The sequence below is a fragment of the Thermostichus sp. OS-CIW-20 genome, assembly GCF_054061455.1.
Genome location: NZ_JBSSEF010000018.1, coordinates 37650 through 50262, shown reverse-complemented (window position 1 = coordinate 50262; position 12613 = coordinate 37650). Strand labels below are relative to the sequence as shown.

The window sequence follows — 12613 nt, the reverse complement described above, 5'->3', positions numbered from 1 at the left end:
AGTGGGAAGCCCACCTCAAGATGAGTCCTCTGTTAAGGTCCCGGGAAGACGACCCGGTAATAGGCTCTAGGTGGAAGTGCAGCAATGCATGCAGCCGAGGAGTCCTAATAGACCGTCTGCTTGACCCAACTGCAGGGGTGTTCTGCCTTCTCTTGCTGTGCAGCTTTCAAGGTGTTTTTCCCTTTGCCTGGTGCCTATGGCGATGTGGAACCACGCCGACCCCATCCCGAACTCGGACGTGAAACGCATCAGCGGCGAACCTACTTGAGGGGTGACCCTCCGGTAACCTAGCTCGGTGCCAGGCTCATCTCTCCACACCAACCCCCCAATACAAGGGGGGTTGTTGCGTATCTCAAGGGGTAACTCTGCAGTCTCTATGGGTGTAGAGGGTGTACGGGATTCCTTCTCCGGGACTATTGGGGTGCTTTCACAGGAGCGGGTGATGGGTTGTTGCGCAAAAAGGGTTGTACAGCTACGAAGCCCAATCCAAAAGAGGCGACTACCAAAAGAACTGCAGTGGCCATCCAAAGCAAAACGGATCCTTGGGATCCGTGATGTTGATCGCGCACCCGTTGGTAGACACTGGTGGCATGAACCTCGCCACCCATATTCTGCATCAACTCTTCCAAGGAGGGAATCTGATAGCCGGCACGGGGGTAAGGAGGCTCAGCAGGAGTGTCTTGACGGGGACGGGGGGGTAGAGTGGAGGGCTGAGATCGGGGCTCAAGGGGGGGGGTGGCAAAGTCAGAGTAAGAGGGAGTTGGATAGACGTTGCCAGGGAAGGGTGAAACCTCGCTGCGAGCTTGGCGTCGCTTGAGGCGATTCAAAAAATCATAGGAGGGAGAGGCTTGGTCATGTTCTGAGGTCAGGCCATCCCCTCGAAAAGGGGCTGCAGCAGCCTCTCTTTCAAGAGCAGCGGCTTGGCTTGTGTCAGCAAGCCGTAGGCTGATTTGCTGTAGGCGCTTCAAGGCCTGGCCCAATTGCCCCTGAAATTCTTGCGCGATGGCAGTAATTTCTCCAGACAATTGTTGATGCAGAGCGCGCAGGCGCTGGTTTTCGGAGGAGAGGCGGCTCACCTGCTGACGGGCAGATTCCAGCTCTTCAGCCACTTGTTGATATACCTGGATTGGCACTGTCCCCGGCCCGGTCTCTAGTGAGGCAGGGGCGCGAAAGCTGCTGTTGCCGGGCAAGCCATTGGGGTTGCCGTTGCGAGCTTCAGAGGGGCTAGAACCGCGAAAGTCGTACTGCATAAGTTGAATCAATCCGTCAGAAAGGATGAAAAGTTGAGGAAGGTGGGCAGGCGGGGATCCCGAACAGACAAGGCCGCAAGGATCACCCAGGGGTAGCGCTGAACACCGACCGGCCGAGGATGCCTAGCGCTATGCTTAGTGTAAGCGGCAATTGCTAACCCAAGCATACCGCTAAGCTTTTTGGATGGGAGCCCCTTTCTAGCAGTTTTTCTCGCCCGCAAGCGTTATTTCGGGATCTCCGAGAGATTGCTCGAGGTGTCGTTTTGATCGAGGAGTTGGGGAATACCCCCCACCCCGTCTGGAGAAGCTGTGGATTCCGACTCTGAAGGGGGAGAGTTCCGCAACGGCCGCTCCAGATCTCGTCGTAGGTGGGTTTCCAACCGTTCCAACTGTTCCAGTTCGGTAACAAAGTCTTTTATACCCTGGAACTTGCGGTACACGGAGGCAAAGCGCACATAGGCAACTTCGCTCAGGCGCTGTAGGCGCTCCAGTACCATCTCGCCAATGCGTAGGGTAGTTACCTCTTGAACGTCTTCCAGTTGCAGTTTTTCTTCGATTTCGTTGACCAACTCCTCCATCTGCTTGACGCTAACCTGGGTTTTTTGGCAAGCGCGCATCACCCCCTGCAAGATCTTGTTGCGGTTAAAACTCTCTCGGGATCCATCCCGTTTAATGACCATGATGGGCATGAATTCGATGCGCTCATAGGTGGTGAAGCGATAGCCACAGGACATGCACTCCCGCCGCCGCCGCACGCTTTGGCCACCTTCTGCCGAACGGGACTCTAAAACACGAATTTCTTGCTTGCCGCAGCGGGGACATTTCATGACGTGGGCTCCTTGAACCAAGTAACACGTGAAGAGAGGGTGCTCCAATTCTAGTGAATACCAGACAGCTAGGCATTGGGGGTGGACTCCCACCAAGCAGCGGCTTGCGCTTGGATTTGGGCCCTCTGCTCTGGCTGGAAGCGATCCAGGTGGGCCAGTACCCCTTTCATTCTTCCCAAGGGAAGCAAAAGGGGCCGGTGGCGCAACAGGAAATCCCAGTAGAAGGTATTGAAGGGACAGGCCCGTTCGCCCACCTTTTCGCTGGGATTGTAGCGGCAATGGCGGCAGTAGTCACTCATTTTGCGGATGTACTGGGCGGAAGCGGCGTAGGGTTTGGTGGAAAGCATGCCCCCGTCGGCAAAGAGGCCCATGCCGATGACGTTGGGCTGCATCACCCAGTCGTAGCTGTCGATGAACACGTCGTGAAACCACGCTTCTACGGCTTGAGGTTGGATACCGCTGATGAGCGCGAAATTGCTGAGCACCATTAGGCGCTGGATGTGGTGGGCATAGCCATGGCGGCGAATTTGCCTCAGGGTGTGCCGCAGGCAGGCCATGTCCGTTTCGCCTGTCCAAAAAAAGTCGGGCAGGGGGCGGTAGTGGCCAAAAAAGTTGGTCTGGGCATAGCCCTGGGGCATTTGGTATTCGTAGAAGCCGCGCATGTATTCCCGCCAGCCCAGGATCTGGCGGATGAAGCCTTCGGCAGAGGGGAGAGGGATCCCGCCGCGATGGTAGGCCTGCTCGGCAGCGGTGATGACTTCTTGGGGGGTGAGGAGCCCTAGGTTGAGGTAAGGGGAAAGGAGGGAGTGGTAGAGGAAGTCTTCTTCGACTTGCATAGCGTCCTGCCAGGGGCCGAAGTGGGGCAGGCGGTGCTGGATGAAGTCCTCAAGCACCTGCAGGGCTTGGGCACGGGTGACGGCCCAGCCAAAGCCTTCCAGGGATCCAAAGTGGTGGCCGTAATGGCGCCGCACTTTCTCCATCACCGCCTGCGTGATGGCGTCGGGGGGAAACGTCAGAGGCGGCGGGTAGCGCCGGCCAGGTTGGGGAGGCTGCCGGTTTTCCCGGTCGTAGTTCCAGCGCCCGCCGAGGGGCTGGGAGCCGTCCATGAGGATGCGGAAGCGTTTGCGCCCTTGGCGATAGAAGTCCTCTAGGAGGAGGCGCTTGCGGCCTGAGGCCCAGTCGATAAATTGGCGGGCTGTCCAGAGAAAGTGGTTATTTTCCAAGACCAGGAGGGGGCAGGGGAGGGCAGACCTCAGCTTTTCCACCTCATCCCGGACGGGAATATCGGTGGGCTGCATGAGGCGGATCTGTTGCAATCGATGTTGCCTAGCCCAGGCTTGCAGGGGTTCGGCATAGTCTTCGGCTTCCGCATAGGTGACGGGGTGACCGCGCTGTTGCAATTCTTGGGCAAAGTGGCGCATGGCCGACCAGACCAGGACCAGCTTTTGCTGGTGATGGTTGCGGGAGCTGGCCCAGGCGTGGGACTCGACAAGGAGAACGGGAACGCGGTGGGGGGGGAGGGCTGAGAGGGAGGCCAGGGCAGATTGCTGCGGATGCAGTTGATCCGAAAGGATCCAAACTCCTTCTGAACCCGTGGTCGAGACGGTCATGGGGAATTCTGGATAGCTTAGATAGCTGGATCCAGGTTGAGTTTAGCTCTAGGGCAGAACGCTAAAGGGAGGGGATCCAGCCGGCTATGGGCGAGATAGCCAGAAGGAAGGTCCAAAAGGGGCAAGGGATCCCCTTTCTCCAGGTCTGGGCCGGGCTGGGGATGGTGGCGCTGCTGCTGCTGCTGGTTTGGAACTGGAGCGATCCCCTGCCGCCGGCCTGGGATGAGGCGCAGCACCTGTTGCAGGCGCAGGCGTTTGGGGATCACCTGAGCCGGTTTCGCTGGGAAGGGCTGTGGTGGCAGCAGTTTTTGCACTTGAACCAGCGCTACCCGCCTCTGGCCTATTGGTTGGGGATCCCGTTGGCAGCGCTGCATCCGTTTGGCCGGGCCGATGGGCAGTTGCTCAATTTGGTGTTGCTGGGGATCCTGACCCTGGCCACCCAGCGGCTGGGGTGGCGGGCCTATCGCTCTTGGGAAGTGGGCTGGCTGGCGGCAGTGTTGGTGCTTCTCTATCCGGGGATCACGGCTTTGGCTCATGTCTACATGCTGGAGCTGCCGCTGCTGGTGGCGGTGACGCTGGCTTTTTGGGCGCTGTGGGCCTACGCGGAGGAGCCGTCCTGGCGGGGGGCGGTGGGGGTGGGGGCGGGGCTGGCGGCGGTGCTGCTGACCAAGTGGACGGGGGTGCTGTTTTTGCTACCGCCCCTGCTGGCTGTTCCGCTGGGGGTGAGGATCCCTTGGCCGCTGCGGCTGGCCCACCTGGCCCTGGGAATGGGGGTGACGCTGCTCTTGTGCTGGCCCTGGTATGGAGCTAACTGGCTGTTTGTGCTCAGCAATGGGTGGGCCTATGCCGACACCGCCCACTACTACGTCACCTGTGCGGCGGGATCCCTGTGCTGGTGGACGGCCTACTTGCGCTGGTTGCCCCTGCAGATGGGCCCTTGGCTATGCCCCTTGCCACTGCTGAGCTTGTGGGGATCCCCAAGCCGGCGGGAGGCTCTCCTCTGGGGTCTCTACGGAGGGGGCTACCTTCTCTACACCCTGGTAGCCATTAAGGATGTGCGCTTTACTTTGCCGCTGTTGCCCCTGCTGGCCATCCTCTCGGCAGGAGGGCTGGCCAAGCTTTGGCGCTACTTGGGCGAGCGCTGGGGGGAAAGGGCGCTGCGCCGGGGAGTGGGCATGAGCCTAGCCCTGGGAGCTCTGGCCCTCTTGAACCTGGGGCAGCCCCTCGCTCCCGGCGTGGCTCCGCTCTGGAAAGGGATCCAGATGCGCTGGCAGGGGCAGCACCCTCAACAGGAGCTGACGCGGTGGATTGGATCCCGGGTGCAGCCAGGTTTGACCGCCACCCTAGGCGTTCTTCCCAACACCGAGCTGATCTCGTCGGAAACTCTCAGCTACTTGGCGGCCCTACAGCGCTGGCCCATCACCTTCCGCGGCGCCGGCCAAACCCCCTGGCCAGAGGTGGAGCTGGCGCTTCTGGATGGGTTTGTGGATGCGCCAGGGGAGCAAGGAATTGTCGGCCCCTACGGTCCAGCTAAGGAGCAAATTCGGCAACTCCTAGACAAAAGTCCTGACTGGCAGCAAGAGCATTTTGATCTGCCGGCGGTGGGCCGGCTGTCCACCTACTTCCCCAGCAAGCCCAGGGTTGTGCTGCAAGAGTTGCCCGCTGCGGCAGAGGCGGTGGAGCTGCTAGAGCTCCAGGTCTTGCCAGAGGAAGAGATCCCAGCCTGGCACTTGCGCTGGCAGGGGCCAGCCCAGGACTTGGCGCAAACCCTCGTCTGGGCGCGACTGGAAGATCCCCAGGGGCAGGTCTTGGCCAAGCGGGCCTGGGTGGTGGGACAGAACCGCCTGTTGCCCTACGCCGCCGGCAGTTGGCAGGTGGAGGAGATCTTGGCCTGGCCAGAGCTGGCAACCAAAGAAGGAATCCTCCACCTGGAGTGGCAACCTCCCCAGGGAAGGCGTCGGTCGTTCAGTCAGCCCTGGGAGGGATCCCGCAGCGGGAAAGGGGGATCCCTTATCTCCCCTGGAGATCCCCTCTTTCTCCTACAACAGGCAGCTAGGGCGGCTGCGATTGGGGATCTGGAGGCGCTCTCCCTCTACCTCAACGCCTGGACGACGTTGCAATATCCAACTTTCCTCACCGATCCGGATCGGGTTTTGATCCGGCAACTGCTGGAGGGAGAAGAGCAATGGGCAGCCGCCCAGAGCTGGCGGGAACGGCAGATCCAAAGCCACTACGAGCTGGCGTTGCTGGAGGTGGCCCTGCTGCGGCCGCAAGCAGCCCAGCGGCATTTTCAGCGGATTGTCGAGCTGGATCCCGAAGACAATTGGGCACGGGCCTATTTGGCATTTTTACGGGTCTTTTTTACCCATGATTTTCGGAGCCTCCAGGGGTTGCAGCAAGAGCTGGCGGCTGCAATTTATCCCCTTTGCCAGAAAGCCAATCCGGATTGGGACTTGAGTTGGCTCTGCGCGGCTCTTTAGGAGGAAGATCCAGATCTATTTGAGAAACTTGAGAAAGCAGGAAATCGGCAAAAGCTTTGGCTACCACCGAGAGGCGCTTGGAGCGCAAATAGACCAAATGCCAAAATCCACGGATGGGAAACTCTTCCACATCCAAAATGGTCAAATGGTTTTGCCAATCTCCCAGAGCCAACACATGCTGAGACAAAACCGAAATGCCCAGCCCGCCGATAATGCCCTGGCGAATGGCTTCGCCACTGCCTATCTCCATGCGGATGTTGAGCTTGAGGTTATGTTTGTCGAAGAGCCGCTCCACCGCCATGCGGGTGCCGGAGCCGGGCTCGCGGGCCAAGAAGGGCTCTTGAGCAATACGGGCCAGGGGGATCCGCTTCTGGCCCGCCAAAGGATGGTGAATAGGAGCCATCACCACCAAGGGATTTTCTAGAAAAGGTTGCGCCACCACGTCCAAATCTTCCGGGGGCATCCCCATCACATAGAGATCGTCCATGTTGTGGCTGAGTCGCTCCAAAACCTGCTGCCGGTTCAGCACCTTGAGGGATACATCGATGCCGGGATACCGCTGACAAAACGTGCCCAGCAGGCGGGGAATAAAGTATTTGGCCGTAGTGACCACACCAATGCTCAGTCGCCCTTGTTTTAACCCCTTCAGGTCGGCGAGGGTCATCTCAAATTCGTTCAACTGCTCAAAGATTTTTTGACAAGTTTGGTACAAAGCTTGCCCCGCCTCTGTGAGATAGAGCCGCTTGCCCACCTGCTCAAACAGCGGCAGCCCCACCGATTTGCTCAATTGCTTGATCTGCATGGAAATCGTGGGCTGGGTCAGGTAAAGCTCCTCAGCGGCACGGGTGAAGCTGAGATGACGGGCAGCAACCTCGAAGATTTGCAACTGGTGCAGCGTAATGGCCTTCATGGAGAATCAAGGATCACTAAAGGTTTACTCTTAAATCATAAAACTCAATCTATGACCCTTGGCGAGATTTCCCTGAGAGCTCGCCGGCTCGAGCGGGTCTCCGCGGGCTCTTCTTCTGGAGGACGGAGAGGGACTGGCGAGCCGTTTAGCTACTGTGAGAATGTCGAAGGCCAGGTGCTACCACCCCTTTTTGGGCAGATCTGGAGGAGAAGGGTAAATTAGGATAGGAAGACACGGTTGTGCGGTGTGGAGCAGCGCCTGGTTTTTTCCCGGAGCAGCGCAGATGGCAGTTTACGAAGGCAATTTTGTTCAGACGGGGGATCTGCGTCTGGCCATTGTTATCAGTCGGTTTAACGATTTGATTGCCGGCAAATTGTTGGAGGGGTGCCAAGATGCCCTGAAGCGGCATGGCATCGATGTCAGCTCGGAGAGCCAGCAGGTGGACTATTACTGGGTGCCCGGCAGCTTTGAGGTGCCTATGTTGGCCTGCCAACTGGCGCAGTCCCGCCGTTACGATGCCATCATCTGCCTGGGGGCGGTCATTCGGGGCCAAACCCCCCATTTCGACTATGTGGCAGCAGAGGTGGCCAAGGGGATCGCGGCAGCCAGTTTTCGCACCGGCGTGCCGGTCATCTTCGGGATCCTCACCGCCGATACCCTACAGCAGGCGCTGGAGCGGGCTGGGATCAAGAACAACAAAGGCTGGGAATACGCCATGAGCGCTCTGGAGATGGCCACCCTGATGCGTCAAGTAGCTCCCCTCTTGCAAGGGAGCGACAGGGCTGCCAGCAATGGGGCGGCCTCCCGCCCCTCTCTGCCCGGTGGAGCGGAAGCCCTGCAGCCGGGGGTAACTCTGGAGGGTGCCGCCTACTGACGGCGGGTTAAACGGGTGAGCACCTCGTTGGAACGCTGCACAAAGGCCCGTGCGGCTGCCGGGTCAAAGCTTTTCTGGGTAATCAGCGCCAGATCGTAGATGTGGTTGCAGATGAGGTTGACCAGCTCCGGATCCCGCCCCTCCTCGGCCAGAGCCTGCAGGTTTTGGATCAAGGGGTGGGCGGTGTTGAGCACCAGCGTGTGCTCTTCCAAAAACTCCATTGGCTTCTGTTGCAGGATGGCATTAAGCTCCTGCAGGCGCCGCAGCGCCTCCGGCAGCAGGATCATAGCCGGAACCGACTCCGACTTGAGGGCCTCGGCTTTGATCTGCAGCTTCTCTTTGCCCAAAGCCTGACGAAAGAGATCCACCAGCTTTTCGCTGCGGGTTTTTTGTGTTACCGGGTCGACGAGCTCGGCAGCTTTGTCTTTTTGGATCAGCGTCTCGTCCAGCTCGGAATCCACCCGCTTAAATTGGATCCCTTCTTCCCGATACTCCCGCTCCAGGAAGCTGCTGAAGTGGCTGTCGATCCAGCTATCCAGCATAATGACTTCTAGTCCTTGGGAGCGGTGCAGGTCGATATAGGCGCTCTGGGCTGCCTCGTCGGTGGCGTAGTAAACCCGCTTATTCTGTTTCTCCCGCGTGCGCTCCAGGTACTCTTTGAGGGTCACGTACTCAGGTTTATCGGCAGGGGATCCGGCCAATCGGAAGATGAGAATGTCTTTAATCTGGGCGAAGAACTTGTCGTTGTTCATCGCCCCAAATTTCATGAAGAGGCTGATATCCGGCCAGACCTTGACATATTTTTTGTAGTCTTCTTTGTAGAGCTCGTTGAGGCGATCCGCCACCTTTTTGGCCACGTGATCCCCAATGCGCCTGACGGTACGGTCATTTTGTAAAAAACTGCGGGAGACGTTGAGGGGAATGTCTGGGCTGTCGATGGCGCCGCGCAGAGGCAGGAGGAATTTGGGAATGACTTCTTCGCAGTTATCCTGGACAAAAACTTGGTTGCAATACAGCTTGACCTGACCCTTAGTGGGATCGATATCAGGCCGCAGCTTGGGGAAGTAGAGGATCCCTTGCACGATGAAGGGGTAATCTGTGTTGATGTGTACCCAGAAGTGGGGATCCTCTTGGAAGGGATAGAGGTAGCGGTAAAACTCTAGGTAATCCTCATCCTTGAGCTCAGAGGGAGGAATCTTCCAGAGGGGCTTTTGCCGGTTAATGACTTCTCCGTTGAGTTTAATGGGGACGGGAATGAAGTCGCAGTATTTGCGCACCAATTCGCGGATGCGGCCCGGCTCCAGGTACTCCTCGCTATCCGGGCTGAGGTAAAGGGTAACCGTGGTGCCGATGGCGGAGCGCTGGGAATCGGAAAGGGTAAAAGTTGGGCTGCCGTCGCAAGACCATTTCACAGGGGTGCTGCCCGGCTGATAGGAAAGGGTGTCGATCTCCACCCGCTGCGCCACCATAAAAGAGGAATAGAACCCCAGGCCAAAGTGGCCGATGATCGCCTGTTCTGCGTCTTTGCCTTTGTACTTTTGAAGGAACTCCTCAGCGCTGGAAAAGGCCACTTGGTTGATGTATTTTTTCACCTCTTCGGCAGTCATGCCGATGCCAGTGTCGCTGACCGAGAGGGTCTTGGCCTCTTTGTTGAGCGCAATCGTGATTTCTGGCTCCGGGGGATCCGCCACTTCGCCAGCCAGTTTGGCCATCTTCAGCTTGGCAATGGCATCGGCGGCGTTGGAGATCAGCTCTCGCAAAAAGATCTCCCGATCCGAATAGAGAGACTGCTTGATGATGGGGAAGATGTTCTCGGTGTGGATGGTGATGGATCCCTGTTCCAGCACAGTCATAGATGGCTCAGCACGCAAACAAGCTAGTGCCAATCTACAGAGGCAACAGAGGCCCCGACAAGCCGAACTGTTTCCAGAAATCCGCACTCGCCACCGAACCGGCCCTAGAGCTGAGCCCCTCTGGCCGGACTCTGCGCCTGGTCAATATCGAGGGTAAGCTGCTGGGCCCAATCTTGGCCGATGCGAATGGTGATGTCGGAGTTGAGCACGCCGGTGGATTCCACCCGCAGCTCTCCTAGCCCAAGGGCGGCCCGCACCTGCTTGGCTCCCTCGCGATCCCCGCTTTGGGCGAGGATCTCTGTTTGCGGCAACACCTGGGGGCTGTCTTCGACGGCAAAAACCTGGGTATAACCCTGTCTAACCAGTTCTTGCACCATGTGGCGGGCCATTCCCGGCTTGCCGGTAGCATTTTGCACGGCTATGCGCAGGCGTTGCGGCGGAATGCGGGCTACCTCTGCCTCTAGGCCAAAGTGGGAGACAGCCACCCGTCGGATCGCGGCTGGATCCGGCAGCCAATAGCTGGTGGAAAATTCTCCTGGCTGACTGAAGCGGCCCGGCAACAGCACCAGGTCGATGCGATCGCCCCCAGAGGTGAGGACAAACTTGGCCAAGCTCAGAACCTCTTCCCAGGTGAGGTTGGTATCCAGGTGGGTGCGGACGACCTGCAAAACCTTCGGGATCCGAGGCCAAACGGCGGGGGAGAGCAGTTCTCGACTCAGGGCCCGCAGCAGTTCCTGTTGCCGTTGCACCCGACCAATATCCCCCAACCCCAGGTGATCGCGGCGAAAGCGGGCAAAGTGGTGGGCTTGTTCGCCGTTGAGGCGTTGCCAGCCGGGCTCCAGGTTGATGAATAGCCGCTGCGTGTGATCTACGTAGTGCATCGGCTCCGGCACGTAGACTTCCACACCGCCCACCGCATCGATCAGCTCTTCCAGGGCATCGGTATTGAGGCGAACGTAGCGGTCAATCGGGATCCCGCCCAGCAAGGTGCTGACCACCTGGGCCGTTAGAGCTGGTCCACCCACCAGGTTGGCTGCATTGATCTTGGTGACACCAAAGCTGGGCAAGCGCACGCGGGTATCGCGGGGGATGGATAGGACGGTAATCCGCCGCGCTTGGGGATCGAAGCGGGCCAAGAGAATGGTGTCGGTGCGGGTGTTGAGACGCTCCCGTTCTCTGGACAAGGGCAGGGCGGGATCCGGGTTGTCGGTGCCGAGAATGAGAATATGCAACGAGCGATCCAGAGCTGCCGCCCGCAAAGCATCCGGACGGAAGGCTTCTTGTTCGCCGGGAGTGAGGGAAGTGGGGATCACCGGACGGGGCAACATCACAGCCAAGAAGGCGCCGGCGGAGCCCGCCAACACAGCCGTGGATCCCAACAACAGCCAAAGGATCCCCTGGCGAATGGCCTGCTGACGAGCGGCGCGGACACGGTCTGGGCGGGGTGGATAGTGGAAAGAGGACATCAGGTCAAACCGGGCCTCGCGAGCGCCTGCAGGAAGGGGTGTACTGTCTAGGTGGTGTTGCCAACCCCACCAATTCAAGGTCATGTTACCGCATCCTTATTCTCTAGGACTGTCCATACCCAACTTCGGCGAGATGGCAGCTTCCCCGGCGGGATCCCTGCAACTGTTGCTGGCGAAGTCGGAGGTGCACTTGTGGCTCCAAGTCTTGCCGCCGCTGGCGGAGTTGCTCTCTCAGCTTGATCTTCTTTCTCAGGAGGAACGGCAGCGCGCGGAGCGTTTACAGCGGCTGGAGGCTCGGCGTCGCTTTCTGGGTGGTCGTTTGCTATTGCGAACCCTGCTTGGCCGCTACAGCGGCCTCCCTCCCCACGCGATCCCCCTCGGCTACACCACTGCCGGCAAGCCCTATTGGCCGGATCCACCCCTACCGCTGCAGTTCAACCTCAGCCACTCCCACGAGTGGATCCTGGTTGGCTTGACGTTGCAGCGTCGAATTGGCGTGGACCTAGAGCGGATCCGGCCCGTGCCCCGCTGGCAGCGCATTGCCCAGCGCTATTTTTCCGCCGCCGACCAGGCCCGCCTATGGATCTGTCCACCAGCAGAGCGGGAGAGGGTTTTCTTGGAGCTGTGGACGCAGAAAGAAGCTCTCCTGAAAGCCATGGGCGTGGGGCTGGCTGGAGCCAGGATCGGGGCCGGGGATCCCTGTTGGCTGACCCTGCCTCTGCCGGTTGCCGAGGGCTATGTTGCCGCTGTGGCGATGGAACAGCGGGAAGCCGGCGAGGCAGCTCCGACTGTGCGGCTCTATGAAAGTGCCGCTCCCCTGACCCCCACTTGAGCTGCTATCTTGGGTTTCCAAGCTAAGTTTTCAGGGTGTCGCCATGTGGAGTGGGCTGCGTCACCTCCTCATTTTGGGCCTCTGTCTGTGGATTGGGTTCGTCGGGATCCCGCATCCGGCATGGGCGCGAGATCTGTCGCGGCAAACGCCCCAGGACAAAGCTGTCGAGTTAGGTACTGCCGACAACCAGTTGGTCTTTGTGCCCAAAGAGCTCTTTTTTCGCAACGGCAACCTCTATCGTTTGCACTTGAGCAACCCCAGCCAGTTGAAGCACTATTTCAGGGCCAAAGATTTTGCCGATGCCGTTTGGACTCGCAAGTTGGAAGTGGCCGGTGTGGAAATCAAGGGCCAGATCCGAGAACTGGAGCTGAAGCCAGGCGCGGCGGTGGAGTGGCAATTTATTCCTTTGAAATCTGGGGTTTACTCTCTGGTTTGCACCATTCCCGGCCATGCCGAAGCGGGTATGATCGGGCAGATCACGATTGGCGACTAGGCTATCTCCTGGGCTAGG

The 12613-nt window shown here is 59.1% G+C and carries 10 protein-coding genes and 2 rRNA genes; 6 read left to right on the top strand and 6 right to left on the bottom strand.

The window, feature by feature from the left end:
* Positions 1-128: ribosomal RNA gene (locus ACVWXC_RS08090) — 23S ribosomal RNA — on the top strand; the annotation flags it as partial.
* Between the two features lie 58 nt (positions 129-186).
* Positions 187-304, top strand: a 5S ribosomal RNA gene (gene rrf / locus ACVWXC_RS08085).
* Positions 305-413: 109 nt separating this feature from the next.
* On the opposite strand, the gene ACVWXC_RS08080 is transcribed toward rrf, so the two are convergent.
* From ACVWXC_RS08080 to ACVWXC_RS08070, 3 genes are all read right to left on the bottom strand, one after another.
* Positions 414-1250, bottom strand: a complete 837-nt coding sequence (locus ACVWXC_RS08080) for a hypothetical protein (protein ID WP_457392017.1) — start codon at positions 1248-1250, stop codon at positions 414-416.
* A 224-nt stretch (positions 1251-1474) separates the two neighbouring features.
* Entirely contained in the window at positions 1475-2077 is a 603-nt protein-coding gene (gene nrdR / locus ACVWXC_RS08075; RefSeq protein ID WP_457392014.1) for a transcriptional regulator NrdR, read from the bottom strand.
* Positions 2078-2145: 68 nt separating this feature from the next.
* The gene (locus ACVWXC_RS08070) at positions 2146-3687 is read right to left on the bottom strand and encodes a cryptochrome/photolyase family protein (protein ID WP_457392012.1); all 1542 of its coding nucleotides are present in this window, start codon (positions 3685-3687) and stop codon (positions 2146-2148) included.
* An 86-nt stretch (positions 3688-3773) separates the two neighbouring features.
* On the opposite strand from ACVWXC_RS08070, the gene ACVWXC_RS08065 reads away from it, so the two are divergent.
* Complete coding sequence (locus tag ACVWXC_RS08065; RefSeq protein WP_457392009.1) at positions 3774-6167, top strand: ArnT family glycosyltransferase; 2394 nt, start codon at positions 3774-3776, stop codon at positions 6165-6167.
* Here the strand turns inward: ACVWXC_RS08065 and ACVWXC_RS08060 are convergent.
* Positions 6049-7077, bottom strand: a complete 1029-nt coding sequence (locus tag ACVWXC_RS08060; protein WP_011429958.1) for a LysR family transcriptional regulator — start codon at positions 7075-7077, stop codon at positions 6049-6051. The two genes, ACVWXC_RS08065 and ACVWXC_RS08060, sit on opposite strands and share 119 nt — an antisense overlap.
* 283 nt (positions 7078-7360) lie before the next feature.
* Between ACVWXC_RS08060 and ribH the strand changes: the two genes are divergently transcribed.
* The gene (gene ribH / locus ACVWXC_RS08055) at positions 7361-7951 is read left to right on the top strand and encodes a 6,7-dimethyl-8-ribityllumazine synthase (RefSeq protein ID WP_011429957.1); all 591 of its coding nucleotides are present in this window, start codon (positions 7361-7363) and stop codon (positions 7949-7951) included.
* On the opposite strand, the gene htpG is transcribed toward ribH, so the two are convergent.
* Both htpG and ACVWXC_RS08045 read right to left on the bottom strand, forming a co-directional pair.
* A complete protein-coding gene (htpG, locus tag ACVWXC_RS08050; protein WP_457392005.1) occupies positions 7945-9804 on the bottom strand; it encodes a molecular chaperone HtpG in 1860 nt (619 codons plus the stop codon). The genes ribH and htpG overlap by 7 nt on opposite strands.
* A 104-nt stretch (positions 9805-9908) precedes the next feature.
* Positions 9909-11354 (bottom strand): LCP family protein, encoded by a 1446-nt coding sequence (locus tag ACVWXC_RS08045; protein ID WP_457392002.1) that lies wholly within the window; start codon positions 11352-11354, stop codon positions 9909-9911.
* 49 nt (positions 11355-11403) lie between these two features.
* On the opposite strand from ACVWXC_RS08045, the gene ACVWXC_RS08040 reads away from it, so the two are divergent.
* Entirely contained in the window at positions 11404-12102 is a 699-nt protein-coding gene (locus ACVWXC_RS08040; protein WP_240527694.1) for a 4'-phosphopantetheinyl transferase family protein, read from the top strand.
* 43 nt (positions 12103-12145) lie between these two features.
* Positions 12146-12595, top strand: a complete 450-nt coding sequence (locus ACVWXC_RS08035) for a plastocyanin/azurin family copper-binding protein (RefSeq protein ID WP_457391998.1) — start codon at positions 12146-12148, stop codon at positions 12593-12595.
* The last annotated feature ends 18 nt before the right edge of the window (positions 12596-12613 follow it).